Consider the following 16,146-nt stretch of genomic DNA (forward strand, 5'->3'; position numbering starts at 1 on the left):
GGGATATCAGTTACTACCTGATGGATTACTACAACTGGCGGCGTCCCCATCAACACAATGACGGGATCGCGCCAGCAAAAGCCGAGGATCGGCCTAACCAAGTGTCCGGATTTAGTTGACCACTACAATATGCTGAGTCCTGAGTCCTAAGTCCTAAGTCCTAAGTCCTAAGTCCTAAGTCCTCACTCAGAATCATTCACACAACGCTTATGCTGCGCCCATAAAAAAACCGGCCTGTTGGCCGGTTTTTCATTGTTGCTGTGTACGCGGCGGGATTACCCCAGACGCACGCGCGCGTTTCTGAACATCCGCATCCAGGCACCGTCCTCGCCCCAGTTGTCCGGGTGCCAGGAGTTGGCCACTGTGCGGAACACCCGCTCCGGGTGCGGCATCATGATGGTGGCACGACCGTCAACGGTGGTGACCGCGGTGATGCCGTCCGGTGCGCCGTTCGGGTTGGCCGGGTACTGTTCGGTAACCTGACCACGGTTGTCCACGAAGCGCAGACCCACCAGGTTGCTCCCTTGCAAGGCGGCCAGATGGGCGGCATCGCGCACCTCCACTCGCCCTTCCCCGTGGGAGACGGCGATGGGCATGACAGAGCCGGCCATGCCCGCGAAGAAGGCGGACGGGGAGTCCTGTACCTGCACCAGGCTGAAGCGCGCCTCGAAGCGCTCGGAGCGGTTGCGCACGAAGCGCGGCCAGAGCGTGGCACCCGGGATGAGGTCACGCAGGTTGGACATCATCTGGCAACCGTTGCAGACGCCAAGGGAGAGCGTATCACCGCGCTCGAAGAAGCGCTGGAACTGCTCGCGAGCACCGTCGTTGAACAGGATGGACTTGGCCCAGCCCTCGCCAGCCCCCAGCACGTCGCCGTAGGAGAAGCCACCACAGGCCACCAGGGTCTGGAACTGATCCAGCTTGATGCGGCCGCTGAGGATATCGCTCATATGCACGTCGACGGCGGTGAAGCCGGCGCGATCGAACGCCGCCGCCATCTCCACGTGGGAGTTGACTCCCTGCTCGCGCAGCACCGCCAGCCGTGGGGAGACCCCGCGGGCGATGTAGGGGGCAGCCACGTCTTCACTCGGGTTGAAGCTCAAGCTGGCGTGCAGACCCGGGTCGGTCGCATCCTGACGAGCGGCGTGTTCCTGATCCGCGCACTCGGGGTTGTCCCGCAGGCGCTGCATCTGCCAGCTGGTCTCGCCCCAGAGGCTACGCAGGGCGGTGCGGCTGGCGCGATAGACCTCTGTACCTGCGCGCTGCAGGGTGATGAGATCCCCCTCGCGCACAGTCCCCAGCACGTGGGAGCAGGCGGCCAAGCCATGGCCGGCCAGCAGGGTCAGCACGGCTTCTTTATCGTCGCGGCGCACCTGAATGACGGCACCCAGCTCCTCGTTGAACAGCGCCGGCAGCAGCTCGCCGCCGATGCGATCGAGCTGGATGTCGAGACCGCAGTGACCGGCGAAGGCCATCTCGGTCAGGGTGACGAAGAGACCGCCGTCGGATCTGTCGTGGTAGGCGATGAGTTTGCGGTCCGCCACCAGCGCCTGGATGGCGTTGAAGAAGCCCTTGAGCTGGACCGGATTGTCGAGATCCGGCGCGCTGTCGCCGAGCTGACGATAGACCTGGGCCAGGGCCGAGGCGCCGAGACGCTGCTTGCCATTGCCAAGGTCAATGAGGATAAGGTCGGTCTCACCGAGATCGGTACGCAACTGCGGGGTGACGGTGTTGCGCACATCCTCCACTCGGGCGAAGGCGGTGATCAGCAGGGAGAGCGGCGAGGTGACGCTACGCTCCTCACCCTCTTGTTGCCAGCGGGTCTTCATGGACATGGAGTCCTTGCCGACCGGGATGGTGATGCCAAGGGCCGGGCAGAGCTCCTCGCCCACCGCCTTGACCGCCTCATAGAGGCCGGCGTCTTCCCCCGGGTGACCGGCGGCGGCCATCCAGTTGGCGGAGAGCTTGACCCGCTTGAGGGAACCGATGTGGGCCGGCGCCAGGTTGGTCAGCGCCTCGGCCACCGCCATGCGGGCGGAGGCGGCGTGGGAGAGCAGCGCCACCGGGGTGCGCTCGCCCATGGACATGGCTTCGCCGTGATAGCTGTCGTAGGTGGCGGCGGTGACCGCGCAATCGGCCACCGGGATCTGCCAGGGACCGACCATCTGATCGCGGTTGACCAGGCCGGTCACGCTGCGATCGCCGATGGTGATGAGGAAGGATTTCTCCGCCACGGTCGGCAGGCGCAGCACCCGCTCGGCCGCCTCGCTCAGGGTGATGCCGTCCAGCTGCAGCGCCTTGCCCTGGGCCGGCAGGCTGGCGACGTCGCGGTGCATCTTGGGCGCCTTGCCGAGCAGCACGTCCAGCGGCAGATCGATGGGCTGATTGTCAAAATGCGCATCGCTGAGGGTCAGATGCTTCTCTTCGGTGGCGGTGCCGATGACGGCATAAGGCGCCCGTTCTCGCTCGCACAGCGCCTTGAACTGGGGCAGCTTGTCCTGGGCCACCGCCAGCACGTAACGCTCCTGGGATTCGTTGCACCAGATCTCGAGGGGGCTCATGCCCGGCTCGTCGCACTGGATGGCGCGCAAGTCGAACTTGCCACCGCGCTCGCCGTCGTTGACCAGCTCAGGCATGGCGTTGGAGAGGCCGCCGGCGCCCACGTCGTGGATGAAGACGATGGGGTTGTCATCGCCCAGCTGCCAGCATCTGTCGATCACTTCCTGACAGCGGCGCTCCATCTCGGGGTTGTCCCGCTGCACCGAGGCGAAGTCCAGATCCTCGGCGGACTGGCCGGAGGCCATGGAGGAGGCGGCACCGCCACCAAGGCCGATGTTCATGGCCGGGCCACCCAGAACTATGAGGGCGGCTCCCACCGGGATCTCCCCCTTCTGGACGTGCTCGGTGCGGATGTTGCCGATACCGCCCGCCAGCATGATGGGCTTGTGATAGCCACGCACCTCGACGCCGTTGTGGCTAGGTACCTGCTCTTCGAAGGTACGGAAGTAACCGAGAATGGCCGGACGGCCGAATTCGTTGTTGAAGGCGGCGCCACCGAGCGGCCCCTCCTGCATGATGTCAAAGGCGCTGACGATGCGGCTGGGTTTGCCGAAATCCTGCTCCCAGGGCTGCTCGAAGCCGGGGATGCGCAGGTTGGATACGGAGAAGCCCACCAGACCCGCCTTGGGCTTGGCGCCACGGCCGGTCGCGCCTTCGTCACGGATCTCACCACCGGAGCCGGTAGCCGCCCCCGGGAAGGGAGAGATGGCGGTCGGGTGGTTGTGGGTCTCCACCTTCATCAGGATGTCGACCCGCTCCTGGTGGTACTGATACTCACCGCTGGCGGGGCTCGGGAAGAAGCGGCCACCTTCGCTGCCTTCCATCACGGCGGCGTTGTCTTTATAGGCAGACAGGACATGGTCTGGCGTCTGCTCGAAGGTGTTCTTGATCATCTTGAACAGCGACTTGGGTTGCTGCTCACCGTCTATGGTCCAGTCGGCGTTGAAGATCTTGTGACGGCAGTGCTCGGAGTTCGCCTGGGCAAACATGTAGAGCTCGATGTCGTTCGGATTGCGGCCAAGTCGGGTGAAGTTCTCGACCAGATAGTCGATTTCGTCTTCGGCCAGGGCCAGACCCAGACTGATGTTGGCAGAGGCCAGGGCGGCGCGCCCTCCCCCCAGCACATCGACCTGAGTGAAGGGGCGTGGCGTCTGGTGCGAGAACAGGGCACTCGCCTGGCTCATCTCGCCAAACACCACCTCCATCATGCGATCGTGCAGCAGCGCCATCACCTCGGCCCGCTGGCCTTCGGTCAAGTCAGCCTTGGGCTGCAGGTAATAGGCGATGCCGCGCTCCAGCCGCTTGACCTGGTTCAGGCCGCAGTTGTGGGCAATGTCGGTTGCTTTGGAAGACCAGGGGGAGATAGTGCCGGGACGGGGGGTAACGAGAAACAGCTGACCGCTGGGGGTGTGTTCTGGGATGGTCGGGCCGTAGCGCAAGAGCTGGCCCAAGGTCGCTCGCTCCGGTGGCGACAAGGGGCTTGAAAGCTCGGCGAAGTGCACATATTCGGCATAGACGCTCTCTATCTCGACTCCTCTCTGCGCACAGCTTTGCAGCAGCTTGTGGACACGAAACTCAGACAGTGCAGGGGCACCACGCAAGATTTCCATATACCTTTCTCACCAAGTTTTAGAGTGTGGGGGGATTTGAGACGCGCGTATTATAGGGATCAGGCCGATAACGGACAAACGTTTTTCTCATCTAGCGCGATGTGACTCGCCCCACACTCTCTGGTATAAAGGAGCCTCTTTTTTGACAAATGCCGATTTTTTCAACAAGGGTACTCACCTACTTGCGCTGCATTTTTCGACTGTGTATCGGGATGCTGTTGACGCTGGCCCTCGCCGGTTGTGACTTCTACTCCCCCTCCAGCCAGCTGGAGCAGATCCGCCAGCGTGGCGAGATCCGGGTTGGCACCCTCTATGGGCCGACCTCTTATTACCAGCGTGACGACGTCGCCCAGGGCTTCGATTACGAGCTGGCGAAAGACTATGCCGACTGGTTGGGGGTCAAGCTGACCATAGTCCCCACCTACAGCACTGCCGAGCTGGTGGAGTTGCTTGAGAAGAAGAAACTGGATATCGCGGCCGCCGCCATCGTGGTGACACCGGAGCGGCGCAAGCTGTTTCGCTTCGGTCCTGGCTTCTACCAGGTCTCCCCCAAGCTGGTCTATCGCAACGGCTCCCCCAGACCTAAGGATCTCGGCGATCTCAAGGGCACCATAGTGGTACCCGCCGGCTCCACCGGCGAGGATCTGATGAAGGAGCTCAGCAAGCAAAACCCCAAGCTGAACTGGAGCGTCAACCGAAACGCGGACGTGGAGGAGCTGCTCAAGCAAGTCGTCGACGGCAAGGTGGACTACACGGTGGTGCAGGACACCGTGCTGGCCCGCACCCAGCGCTACTATCCCGAGCTCACCGAGGGGCTGACGCTGGCCAAGAAGCAAGCCGTGGCCTGGGCCATGACCAAGCTGCCCGATGACAGCCTCTACGCCAGCATCATCGACTTCTTCGGTCAGCGTTTCATGGATGGCTCCATCGCCAAGCTGGACGAGAAGTACTTCGGCCATGTGCAGAACTTCGATTTTGTCGATACCCGCACCTTTCTGCAGCGGGCCAAGAGCCTGCTGCCCAAGTATCAGGAGCTGTTCCAGACCCACGCCAAGGAGATCGACTGGCGCCTGCTGGCCGCCATCAGCTATCAGGAGTCCCACTGGGACCCACAGGCAAAATCCTACACCGGGGTGCGCGGCATGATGATGCTGACCGAGCCCACCGCCAAGGCGATGGGGGTCAGTGACAGAACCCACCCGGAGGAGAGCATCAAGGGCGGCGCCCGTTATCTGCAGGAGATGATGGAGAAGGTGCCGGACTCGGTGCCGGATGACGAGAAGGTGTGGTTCGCCCTCACCGCCTACAACATCGGTTATGGCCACATGATGGATGCCCGCCGCCTGACCAAGGATCTGGGCAAGAATCCCGATGCCTGGAGCGACGTGAAGGAAGTGCTGCCGTTGCTGCAACAGTCTCGTTGGCATCGCAAGGTGCGCTACGGCTACGCCCGGGGCGGCGAGGCGCGCAACTACGTCAACAACGTTCGCCAGTATTACCAGAGCCTGCTCTGGCTCGACAACGAGCAGCGCAAGGCCCATCGCCGGGAAGAGCTGGACGAGGATGACAACAGCGAGCCGAGCGCCACGGATGAACGCCCCACCATCATTGCCGAGGTGGTCAAGCAGATCATTCCCTGAGAACCTGTTCACGATCTGTGACGAGAGGTCGGAAGCAAGGTAAAGAGCAGCGCAGGAACCGGAGTGTATATGGATACATGAGCACTCTTTACCCCACATAAGCGAGCAGCACAGGAGCCTTGATCACGGCCTCGCAGTAAGATCATGAACAGGTTCTGAGGCCGACCCGGGTTTGTTTTCAGAGGGGAGGATCTGTTACCATCCTCCCAGACCTGTGACTGTCCGGGACGTGCGTATCGCAATATTTTCACCCACTTGCGATGCCGAAAGCAGAATGCACCGACGCACCCTCGACAGCGCCAGGATGACCAGGGAGGAAACAAGATGAGAACACGCAGAAGAGCCACGCTGACCAGGAAGAGCAAGTGTGCCTGGAGCCCCAGACGCAAGCTCAAGCTCAACGACATGAAACGCAAGATATGGCGCAGGAATCGCTCCTACACCCTGTTGATTGCAGAGCACACAGAATAAACCCGGCCAAGGCCGGGTTTTTTAATGCCTCATTATTGCGCCGCCTGCGCCGTCACCTCGAACGCGACCGCACGCTTGGAGACCAGGCTGTTGCAGTGGTTGCAGAAGTAATCCACGGCGCCGCAGGCCTTGAGCCGCTCAAGCTCCTGCTCACAGGTCGGGCACAGGGCCCGGATCCGGTAGCGAGCCTGACACTGCGGGCAGCTCGTCTCGCGGCTGCGGCTATCGAGCGCGGCGCTGCAGGCCGGGCAAATCAAGGGGTTCATACTGGACTCCTCTCATTGGGGCAGATCAAGGCAGCATAACCTCCTTTCTCCATCCCGTTTACCAGAAAAAACGGCTGCCACAGGCAGCCGTATTCGCTTATTTCTTGGTCTTGTTTCGCGCCTTGAGCAGGCGATCCCGTTGCCGCTCCTGGCTCAGGGTCAGGGTATTCTTCCTGCCCTCGAACGGGTTGGCCGACTCCTGGAATTCGACCCGGATCGGGGTACCCATGATCTTCAGCGACTTGCGGAAGTAGTTCATGAGATAGCGCTTGTAGGAATCCGGCAGATCGTTCAACTGGTTGCCGTGGATCACGATGCGCGGCGGGTTGTAGCCACCGGCGTGAGCATACTTCAGCTTGACCCGGCGACCGTTCACCATGGGCGGCTGGTGGTCTTCCTGCGCCATCTGCATGATGCGGGTCAGCATGGCGGTACTGGTCCGACGAGTCGCGGACTGGTACGCCTCCTGGATGGATTCGAACAGGTGGCCAACGCCGCTGCCGTGCAGGGCGGAGATGAAGTGCACCCGGGCGAAGTCGATGAAGCCCAGACGGCGGTCCAGCTCGTTCTTGACATCCTCTTTGATCTTCTGATCCAGACCGTCCCACTTGTTCACCACCAGCACCACGGAGCGGCCGGAGTTGAGCACGAAGCCCAGGATGCTCAGGTCCTGATCCGTGATGGTCTCGCGAGCGTCGATCACCAGCAGGCAGACGTTGGCATCTTCGATGGCCTTGAGGGTCTTGATGACGGAGAACTTCTCCACCGTCTCATGGACTTTGCCGCGACGACGCACACCGGCGGTATCGATGATCACGTACTTCTGCTCGTCGCGCTCCATGGGAATGTAGACGGAGTCGCGGGTAGTGCCCGGCATGTCATAAACGATGACGCGGTCTTCACCCAGCATGCGGTTGGTCAGGGTCGATTTGCCGACGTTGGGACGACCGACGATGGCGAACTTGATGGGCAAGTCGGCGAACGGCGTCTCCTTGGTATCTTCCCGGGTGTCGAGCTCACCGGCGGCCACCATGCGCAGCAAGGCTTCTTCGTCGAAGTCCTCATCCAGTTCGTGTTGCGCATCCTCTTCGTCACCCGCCGCCGCTTCGACCAGCTCTTCCAGGTGGGGAGCCAGGGCCAGCTCCAGCAGGCTCAGCACGCCACGGCCGTGGGCCGCCGCGATCTGGTAGACCTCGCCCAGTGCCAGCGCATAGAACTCGGACACGGCGGAGTCGCCATCGATGCCGTCGGTCTTGTTGGCAACCAGGAATACTTTCTTGTGGGTCTTGCGCAGGTGCTCGGCGATGGCCTGATCCGCGGCAGTCAAGCCCGCGCGCGCATCCACCATGAACAGCACCACATCGGCTTCTTCAATGGCCAGCAGGGATTGCTCGGCCATCTTCAGCTCGATCCCCTCTTCACTGCCATCGATACCGCCGGTATCGACCACGATAAATTCCAGCTCGCCCAACTTCGCCTGGCCATATTTGCGATCCCGGGTCAGGCCGGGGAAATCGGCGACCAGGGCATCCCGGGTACGGGTCAGGCGGTTAAACAGGGTGGATTTCCCCACATTGGGGCGGCCCACCAGGGCTACTACAGGAGTCATAAAAGCCTCATTCTCAAGACGACAAAGGCTCCGGGTCCGAAGACCAGGAGCCGGATATTCAGATTGATGGGTGATCAGGGACGCGCGAGCGCGTACAACTTGCCACCACGGCTCTGCACATACAGGGTGTCACCGTCCACCAGAGGGGCGGCGTAGAGACCACTGCTATCGAGCTGCTGCATGGACTTGATGGTACCGTCGGTACGATCCAGCCAATACAGGTAACCTTCCACATCGCCGACCACCACGTAGTCGCCAAGGACGACAGGGGCGGTCACCGACCGGTTTTCCAGCTGGGTGTTGGACCACAGCTCCAGACCGTTACGACGATCCACCGCGAACAGGTGACCACGGCTGTCGGTCAGCACGATGGCGTTGCCGGTCACCGCCATGTCGCGGTAGCCGGAATACTTGCGCTTCCACACCTCGTCACCGGTCATCAGCTTGCGCGCCATCAACTGCCCATTGTAGGCAATGGCATAGAGCTCATCGCCAGCGATGAGCGGGGCTGCATCCACGTCCACCATGCGATCCAGCTCGGTCGCACCGCGCGGATCCGCCACCTTGGACTGACGCACCGGCTGACCGTTGCTCAGCAGGGCGATACCCACCTTGCCATCGGCACGGCCGTAGATCACGGCGCCGTTGGTGATAACGGGGGCGCCGGCACTGCGCAGGGTCAGCGGCGGCTGCTCTTCGCTGAGGGACCACTGTTGCTTGCCTTCATCGGTATCGAGGGCGATCAGCCGGCCCGAGGTGGTCAATACCACCACCCGGCCATCCTCGACGGCGGGGCTGGCGACCACTTCACCCGGCACATTGGTCTGCCACAGCACTTCCCCGTTTGCCTCATTCAGGGCGTAGACCACCCCGTTCTCGGAACCGAGGAACAGCTTGCCGTAACGGGACACCAGGCCACCGGAGAGGCGGGCGCTGCGCTTGTCGGCGTTGACCGGCAGGTCTGCCAGGTCCACGCTCCACAGCACCTTGCCGCTGGCACGATCGAAGGCGGTCACATCCCCATCCCGCGCGGCGGCATAAACGTGATCCTCTTCCACCACCGGCTGCAGCTGGGAGTAGAAGTCACCTATGCCATCGCCAACGGAGGAAGACCAGCGGGTCTCTGCGCTGAAGCTGGAGGTGACCACCGGCAGCGCTGCCATCGGGGTCAGGTCTTCTTCCGAGCTGAACAGGGAGCACCCCTGCAAAGCCAGGGCGACGGCGGCGCCCAGCGCCATTCGCTTGTAGCTGTTACGCATCTGGTGCCTCATTTGCAGTCACGGCTGGCAGCGCCAGATCGTCCATCTTCAGCTTGAGTTCGCTGCTCGCCTGCAGACCGCCGGCATCGGCCGCCGCCTGATAGGCATCGCGCGCCTCTTCCGGCTTGCCCTGCTTGAGCAGCACGTCGCCACGGGCTTCCGCGACCTGAGCCTTGAAGGCCTCGTTGTTGATCTTGGCAAGCTGGGCCAGGGCCTCGTCGGCCTTGCCCTGATCGTTGAGCACGCGGGCCAGACGCAAAGCGGCGATGGGGCGAATGCTCTCATCCCCATTGGTGGCAACCTGGGTCAGCTGCTCGGCAGCCAGATCCAGCTTGTTGGCCTTGACCGCGGCCGCGGCCAGCTGCAAGGCGGCCAGTTCGGCGTAGGAGTCACCCTGGTGAGCGCTGATGAAGCTCTTGGCCTGCTCCAGCGCGGCGTCATCACCCTTGGCCAGCTGCGCGGTCACCTCGTTGTAAGCCGCGGAGGCGGTCTCCTGGCCAACCTGCTGCTGCTCGTTGTAATAACGCCAGCCAAAGAGGCCGACCAGACCGATCACAGTCCCTGCAAGCACCGAGGTCCCGTTCTCTTTCCACCAGCTCTTGATGACCTCAACCTGTTGTTCTTCGGTGGTATAAACTTCCACAGCTTATTCTCCTTTAGCTGCCAGCAGGGCGATGGCGGCATCGACCGAGATGGTCTGTTGCTCGGCCTGGCCACGCAAATATTTGAGGGTGATCTCCCCGTTTTGCACCTCGGTCTCACCGAGGATCAGGGCAATGGCCGCGCCGCTCTTGTCGGCACGCTTGAGTTGTTTCTTGAAGTTGCCACCACCGCAGTGGCTCATCAGGCGCATGTCCGGCAGCGCATCACGCAGCCGTTCGGCCAGCTGGAAGCCGGCTTGCTCGGTCCCCTCGCCCACCATGCACAGGTAGACATCCACCGCCGGGCGGATGTCGGCATTGAGCTCTAGGGTTTCCAGCATCAGCACCAGTCGCTCCATGCCCATGGCGAAGCCCACTGCGGGGGTCGGTTGACCGCCGAGCTGCTCCACCAAGCCATCGTAACGACCACCGGCCAGGACCGTGCCCTGGGCACCCAGGCTGTTGGTGACCCACTCGAACACGGTGAGGTTGTAGTAATCGAGACCGCGCACCAGCCGCTCGTTCACCTCGAACTGGATGCCAGCGGAGGTCAGCAGAGCCTTGAGTCCCTCGAAGTGCGCCAGGCTCTCTTCCCCGAGGTGATCGAACAGACGCGGCGCATTGACCAGAATGGCCTGCACCTTCTCGTCTTTGGAGTCGAGCACCCGCAGCGGATTGCTGTACATGCGGCGCTGGCTCTCTTCGTCCAGCTGATCCTTGTACTGCTCCAGATAAGCCACCAGCGCATCGCGGTAGGCGGCACGCTCCTCAGTCTGGCCCAGGGTGTTGAGCTGCAGGGTGACGTGATCGCTGATGCCGAACAGGCGCCACAGACGGTGGGTCAGCATGATGAGCTCGGCGTCGATGTCCGGCCCGTTGATGCCAAACAGCTCGACCCCGAACTGGTGGAACTGGCGATAACGGCCCTTCTGGGGACGCTCGTGACGGAACATGGGACCCATGTACCACATCCGGCGTTCCTGGTTGTAGAGCAAGCCGTGCTCGATGCCGGCACGCACGCAGCTGGCGGTCCCTTCAGGGCGCAGGCTCAGGCTGTCGCCGTTGCGATCATCGAAGCTGTACATCTCTTTTTCGACCACGTCGGTCACTTCACCGATGGCCCGTTTGAACAGATGAGTCTGCTCGACGATGGGCATGCGCACTTCGCTGTAGCCATAGTTGGCCACGACCTGGCGCAGGACCTGTTCCACTTTCTGCCATACCGGGCTCTGCTCCGGCAGGCAATCATTCATACCGCGAATCGCTTGGATCTGTTTTGCCACGTTGATACTCGAGAAAAAGACGTGAAATTTGGCCGCATTATAGGGATTTTCGGCCCCAAGGTAAAATCAGGGTGGCCGGATGCGGGATGTAAAATCAACTACCTAAAGCCGGGGCCACCCTCGGTGGCCCCGCTGTTGTTCAATGTTTCGCGGCTCAACCCTTGTCCAGGGCGATCTGGTTGGCCGGATCCAGCATGGCTGCCCGGGCGCGAATGCGGCGCTCCAGGATCGGGATGAGATCCTTGTTGTCGAGCCGGTCGACCCGCTGGCCCCCTTCGTAGAAGGCGCTCTTGTTGGCCGCCCCGGCCAGTCCCAGATCCGAGACCAGGGCCTCGCCCGGGCCATTGACCACACAGCCGATAATAGAGACATCCATCGGGGTGATGATGTCTTCCAGCCGCTCTTCCAGGGCGTTCACCGTACTTATCACGTCGAATTCCTGGCGGGAACAGGAGGGGCAGGCGATGAAGTTGATACCACGGGAGCGAATACGCAGGGACTTCAGGATGTCAAAGCCCACCTTCACCTCTTCCACCGGGTCGGCGGCCAGCGAGATGCGGATGGTGTCACCGATGCCATCGACCAGCAGCATGCCAAGGCCAATCGCTGATTTCACCGCGCCGGCACGGAATCCACCCGCCTCGGTGATACCGAGGTGCAGGGGCTGATCGATCTGCTTGGCCAGCAGGCGATAGGCACCCACGGCCAGGAAGACGTCGGACGCCTTGACGCTCACCTTGAAGTTGTCGAAGTTGAGGCGATCCAGGTAATCCACGTGGCGCATGGCTGATTCGAGCAAGGCCTCGGGGGTCGGCTCACCATATTTTTCCTGGATGTCCCGCTCCAGGGAGCCGCCGTTGACGCCGATGCGGATAGGAATGTTGTAATGGCGCGCACAGTCGACCACGGCACGCACCCGCTCTTCGTTGCCGATGTTGCCCGGGTTGATGCGCAGGCAGTCAGCCCCGTACTCGGCCACTTTCAGGGCGATGCGGTAATCGAAGTGGATGTCGGCGACGATGGGGATGCGCGTCTGTTGCTTGATGAGCTTGAAGGCTTCGGCCGCCTCCATGGTCGGCACCGAGACCCGGACTATGTCCGCCCCCACCCGCTCGATCCGCTGGATCTGCTCGACGGTGGCGGTCACGTCCGTGGTCTTGGTGTTGGTCATGGTCTGTACCGTGATGGGAGCATCGCCCCCAACCGGTACATTGCCGACCATGATCTGCCTGGATTTGCGACGAATAATGGGGGATTCGTGAGCGGACATGGCGGACAGATTACTCCTGCGGCAGTGAGAAGCGAGCAGTCCGGCCGTTGTTGTAACGGCTCATGTCAAAGGACTTGCCCTTGTATTCGAGGTTGACCGCCATGGGCGCGCCAACGGTGAATTTGAGTGGCTCGGGTCCTTCCAGCACAAGTACGTCGTTCGCCTTCTTCAGACCGCTGAACAGGGTCTTGCCGTTGGCATCCTTGACATCCAGCCAGCAGTCGGCAGTGAAGCTCAACTTGAGCTGGGGCACCATGGCTGGCTCGTCGGTGGCGGCAGCCTCGGTTGGCGCAGTCGCGACGGATGCAGAGGCATCGTTCGCCACGGCGCCACTGACGGCGGGCAGCGGTTGTGCGGTCGCAGCAGACTCGCTCACCACGGGTTCGAGCACGGTGGGCGCGGCATCGGAGACAGCAGGCAGCGCCGGATCGACGACATCCACGGCTGGCGCGGCATTGGCAACGGAGAGGCTGTCGGTCGCCCCCATCTCGGTCGCCGCCAGGGCCTCCTCACCGGCGGAGCGACGGGCCGTGCTCTGCCACCACCAGGCGATGGAGAGCGCGATCAGCACCAGGATCACCAACCAGGTCACCACCTTGAGCCGACTGTCGTTGGCTTGCTGGCGGGAGCGGCGGGAGAAGCTCTGCATGTCGATGTTGTCGGGCGGCGTCAATCCCAGCTTGTCGTAAGCGGCGAGAATGGTCTCTTCCGGAATACCGACCAGCTTGGCATAGGCGCGCAGATAGCCGCGAATGAAGGTGTGAGACGTATTCTTGTCGTAGGTATCCGCCTCGATGGCGGCGATCAGGGTCAGACGAAGGTGAATGCGGGACGCAACCTGCTCACGTGTCCAGCCGAGCTGCTCACGGGCGTTACGCAGCAGTTGGCCTGGGCCCACTGCCTGGGAGTCGTCTTGGAAATCGTGTGGCTGTTCAGTAGTCATTGGCTAAGTAACGCTTGGCTTGTTGCGAAGTGGGATATTGCCTTACCAGCTCTGTCCCGAATTGGTGTAATAGTGCCGGCTTGTCCATGGCTTGCGCCAGCCGTAGCCTCAACCAGAGGCTATCTTCGTTTTCGTCTGCCACCTCGGCATAACGAACGAGGTAGGACTGCACATCAGGCAGCTTGCCATCTTTCATGGAAAGCTCGGCCATGTCCAGCAATAACCCCGGATTGCGGGGATTATACCCCAAGGCCAGACGATAGTACTCGCTCGCCTGCTCATTTCTGTGATTTTGCAGGGCGCAGAGCGCCGCATTCTCGTAGGTATCGGCGATCTTGACGTAATTGGGCTGGCTGACGGCCTGCAGGAACGCCTTGTCCGCTTCATCGAAGCGGCCCCGGTTGCAGAGGAAGGCACCGTAGTTGTTCATTGCGTCAGCATTGGTCGGGTCTATCTCCAGCGCTTTCTTGTAGTTCGCTTCGGATGCCTTGAAATCCCCTACGTGCTGATAGAAATAGGCAAAGCCAATGTAGACTTGGGAATTGCTCGGATCGTACTTCAGGGCACGGTCAAGATTGAACTTGGCCTGCTCGGCATTGCCCTGACGCAGATATTGAAGACCCAGATCGAGGCGGGTTTGGGCCGCCGCCTTGAGATCGGGTCCCACTTCACGCTGGGTCGAATTCTGACCCGCGTAAGTGGTTTCGGTAACACAGCCGGGCAGTGCGCAAAGCGCCGCTACCATGATCAATGTATGTGTATTCATTCCCTGACTATACAATGGCTTAGCACGTTAAACCATTTTGACGGAAATCCCGCTCTGTTGCATCCGATTTTTCATGGTGCGCTTGGTGCGGTCGATCACCTCCCCCACCAGCTGACCACAGGCCGCATCGATGTCTTCACCGCGGGTCTTGCGGACGATGACGGTGAAGCCGTACTCCATCAGCACCTTGGAGAAACGGTCGATGCGACTGTTGCTCGGCTTGCCAAACGGATTGCCCGGGAAGGGGTTGAACGGGATCAGATTGATCTTGCAGGGGGTGTCTTTGAGCACCTTGGCCAGTTCGTGGGCCTGCTGCATATCGTCATTGATATGATCGAGCAGCACATACTCCACTGTCACACGGCCACCGTTGGCGTTGGACTTGGCGAGATAACGACGCACACCGGCGAGGAAGGCCTCGATGTTGTACTTGTCGTTGATCGGCATGATCTGGGAGCGCAACTCGTCGTTCGGCGCGTGCAGGGAGATGGCCAGGGCCACGTCGATCTGATCACCCAGCATGTCCAGCGCAGGGACCACACCCGAGGTGGAGAGGGTGACGCGACGCTTGGAGATGCTGAAGCCGAAGTCATCCATCATCAGGCTCATGGCCGGCACCACGTTGGCCAGGTTGAGCAGCGGCTCGCCCATGCCCATCATCACCACGTTGGTGATGGGGCGCTTGCCACCGACGACCTTGGCGGCGCGCCAGACCTGGCCGATGATCTCGGAGACTTTCAGGTTACGGTTGAAGCCTTGCTGCGCCGTAGAGCAGAAGGTACAGGCCAGGGCACAGCCCACCTGGGAGGAGACGCACAGGGTCGCACGGTCCGCCTCCGGGATGTAGACGGTCTCCACTTCCTGATCGCCCACCTGCAGGGCCCACTTGATGGTGCCATCGGAGGAACGCTGCTCGCGGCTGATCTCCGGGGCACGGATCTCGGCGATCTCCTTGAGGCGCTCACGCAACGCCTTGTTGACGTTGCTCATCTGATCGAAGTCATCACAACCGTTGTGGTAGATCCACTTCATTATCTGATCTGCCCGGAACGGCTTCTCGCCCAATTCGACGAAGAAGGCACGCATGGCATCCCGATCGAGATCCAGCAGGTTGGTTTTTGTTTCGCTCATCAGGGGCCTCGGCTCACACACTTCATAAATTTATTGGCTGACCTACGTCAGGGGGCGGCATTGTACAAATAATGGGTCTGCCTTTCCACCTGGAGAATAAGGGGAGATAGGCCAAAAGACCAAAAAACAAAAGGGAGCCGAGGCTCCCTTGGTGATCACCGGGTGAAAATCAGCCGCGCGGGCAGATCTCGTCGTCGGAGAAGAAGTAGGCAATTTCGCGGGCGGCAGAGGCCGGGGCGTCGGAGCCGTGCACGGCGTTGCGATCGATGCTCTCGGCGTAGCAGGAACGCAGGGTACCGGCCAGGGCTTCTTTCGGGTTGGTGGCGCCCATGATCTCGCGATGACGGCGAATGGCCTCTTCCCCTTCCAGCACCTGTACCATGACAGGGCCTGAGGTCATGAAGGCGACCAGACCGTCATAGAAAGGCTTGCCCTGGTGCTCGGCGTAGAAGCCGGCGGCCTGTTCGCTGCTCAGGTGCAGCATCTTGGCGGCGACCACTTTCAGGCCGGCGCTCTCGAAGCGACCGTAGATGGCACCGATCAGGTTCTTGCTGACGGCATCCGGCTTGACGATAGAGAAGGTACGTTCGATAGCCATTGAGTTCTTTCCTTAACTACAGAGTTTTATTGTAGGAATCCATGTTCGGCGGCGATTATACGTAAACAAAAACCGAAATAACACACAAAATAGCAACTTT

The 16,146-nt window shown here is 61.4% G+C and carries 13 protein-coding genes; 2 read left to right on the plus strand and 11 right to left on the minus strand.

Going from position 1 to position 16,146, the window contains the following annotated elements:
- Nucleotides 1-275: 275 nt before the first annotated feature.
- Nucleotides 276-4,169, minus strand: coding sequence for a phosphoribosylformylglycinamidine synthase (purL, locus tag MM194_RS12875; RefSeq protein ID WP_241343756.1), 3,894 nt, complete (start codon nucleotides 4,167-4,169; stop codon nucleotides 276-278).
- Between the two features lie 149 nt (nucleotides 4,170-4,318).
- Here purL and mltF point away from each other — a divergent pair, with 149 nt between their 5' ends.
- A complete protein-coding gene (mltF, locus tag MM194_RS12880; protein WP_033129121.1) occupies nucleotides 4,319-5,809 on the plus strand; it encodes a membrane-bound lytic murein transglycosylase MltF in 1,491 nt (496 codons plus the stop codon).
- Nucleotides 5,810-6,133: 324 nt separating this feature from the next.
- Complete coding sequence (locus tag MM194_RS12885; RefSeq protein ID WP_161785787.1) at nucleotides 6,134-6,280, plus strand: hypothetical protein; 147 nt, start codon at nucleotides 6,134-6,136, stop codon at nucleotides 6,278-6,280.
- A 32-nt stretch (nucleotides 6,281-6,312) separates the two neighbouring features.
- Here MM194_RS12885 and MM194_RS12890 read toward each other — a convergent pair whose 3' ends face one another.
- The 10 genes from MM194_RS12890 to ndk all read right to left on the minus strand — a co-directional run bounded on the left by MM194_RS12890 (nucleotide 6,313) and on the right by ndk (nucleotide 16,046).
- Complete coding sequence (locus tag MM194_RS12890; protein WP_033129120.1) at nucleotides 6,313-6,546, minus strand: zinc ribbon domain-containing protein; 234 nt, start codon at nucleotides 6,544-6,546, stop codon at nucleotides 6,313-6,315.
- Nucleotides 6,547-6,643: 97 nt separating this feature from the next.
- Nucleotides 6,644-8,155, minus strand: coding sequence for a ribosome biogenesis GTPase Der (gene der, locus MM194_RS12895; RefSeq protein ID WP_033129119.1), 1,512 nt, complete (start codon nucleotides 8,153-8,155; stop codon nucleotides 6,644-6,646).
- A gap of 74 nt (nucleotides 8,156-8,229) precedes the next feature.
- On the minus strand, nucleotides 8,230-9,414 hold the full coding sequence (gene bamB / locus MM194_RS12900; protein WP_033129118.1) for an outer membrane protein assembly factor BamB: 1,185 nt from the start codon (nucleotides 9,412-9,414) through the stop codon (nucleotides 8,230-8,232).
- Nucleotides 9,407-10,057, minus strand: a complete 651-nt coding sequence (locus MM194_RS12905; RefSeq protein WP_033129117.1) for a tetratricopeptide repeat protein — start codon at nucleotides 10,055-10,057, stop codon at nucleotides 9,407-9,409. Before MM194_RS12905 ends, bamB begins: the two co-directional genes overlap by 8 nt.
- Nucleotides 10,058-10,060: 3 nt before the next feature.
- Entirely contained in the window at nucleotides 10,061-11,338 is a 1,278-nt protein-coding gene (hisS, locus tag MM194_RS12910) for a histidine--tRNA ligase (RefSeq protein WP_241343757.1), read from the minus strand.
- A gap of 154 nt (nucleotides 11,339-11,492) precedes the next feature.
- A complete protein-coding gene (gene ispG, locus MM194_RS12915; RefSeq protein ID WP_241343758.1) occupies nucleotides 11,493-12,608 on the minus strand; it encodes a flavodoxin-dependent (E)-4-hydroxy-3-methylbut-2-enyl-diphosphate synthase in 1,116 nt (371 codons plus the stop codon).
- 10 nt (nucleotides 12,609-12,618) lie between these two features.
- Nucleotides 12,619-13,551, minus strand: coding sequence for a RodZ domain-containing protein (locus tag MM194_RS12920; protein ID WP_033129114.1), 933 nt, complete (start codon nucleotides 13,549-13,551; stop codon nucleotides 12,619-12,621).
- Entirely contained in the window at nucleotides 13,541-14,332 is a 792-nt protein-coding gene (gene tapF, locus MM194_RS12925) for a PilW family type IVa pilus biogenesis/stability lipoprotein TapF (protein ID WP_152598988.1), read from the minus strand. Before tapF ends, MM194_RS12920 begins: the two co-directional genes overlap by 11 nt.
- Before the next feature lie 12 nt (nucleotides 14,333-14,344).
- On the minus strand, nucleotides 14,345-15,448 hold the full coding sequence (locus MM194_RS12930; protein ID WP_033129112.1) for a bifunctional tRNA (adenosine(37)-C2)-methyltransferase TrmG/ribosomal RNA large subunit methyltransferase RlmN: 1,104 nt from the start codon (nucleotides 15,446-15,448) through the stop codon (nucleotides 14,345-14,347).
- A gap of 169 nt (nucleotides 15,449-15,617) precedes the next feature.
- A complete protein-coding gene (ndk, locus tag MM194_RS12935) occupies nucleotides 15,618-16,046 on the minus strand; it encodes a nucleoside-diphosphate kinase (RefSeq protein WP_033129111.1) in 429 nt (142 codons plus the stop codon).
- Nucleotides 16,047-16,146 lie beyond the last annotated feature (100 nt).

The organism is Aeromonas sp. MR16 (assembly GCF_022549315.1).
GTDB lineage: Bacteria > Pseudomonadota > Gammaproteobacteria > Enterobacterales > Aeromonadaceae > Aeromonas > Aeromonas aquatica.

What these genes read in the sequence shown, in the direction of transcription:
- ispG (WP_241343758.1), bottom strand. Translation starts at nt 12,608, where the DNA reads ATGTCCGCTCACGAATCCCCCATTATTCGTCGCAAATCCAGGCAGATC.
- MM194_RS12890 (WP_033129120.1), bottom strand. Translation starts at nt 6,546, where the DNA reads ATGAACCCCTTGATTTGCCCGGCCTGCAGCGCCGCGCTCGATAGCCGC.
- ndk (WP_033129111.1), bottom strand. Translation starts at nt 16,046, where the DNA reads ATGGCTATCGAACGTACCTTCTCTATCGTCAAGCCGGATGCCGTCAGC.
- purL (WP_241343756.1), bottom strand. Translation starts at nt 4,169, where the DNA reads ATGGAAATCTTGCGTGGTGCCCCTGCACTGTCTGAGTTTCGTGTCCAC.
- MM194_RS12885 (WP_161785787.1), top strand. Translation starts at nt 6,134, where the DNA reads ATGAGAACACGCAGAAGAGCCACGCTGACCAGGAAGAGCAAGTGTGCC.
- mltF (WP_033129121.1), top strand. Translation starts at nt 4,319, where the DNA reads ATGCCGATTTTTTCAACAAGGGTACTCACCTACTTGCGCTGCATTTTT.
- MM194_RS12920 (WP_033129114.1), bottom strand. Translation starts at nt 13,551, where the DNA reads ATGACTACTGAACAGCCACACGATTTCCAAGACGACTCCCAGGCAGTG.
- bamB (WP_033129118.1), bottom strand. Translation starts at nt 9,414, where the DNA reads ATGCGTAACAGCTACAAGCGAATGGCGCTGGGCGCCGCCGTCGCCCTG.
- MM194_RS12930 (WP_033129112.1), bottom strand. Translation starts at nt 15,448, where the DNA reads ATGAGCGAAACAAAAACCAACCTGCTGGATCTCGATCGGGATGCCATG.
- der (WP_033129119.1), bottom strand. Translation starts at nt 8,155, where the DNA reads ATGACTCCTGTAGTAGCCCTGGTGGGCCGCCCCAATGTGGGGAAATCC.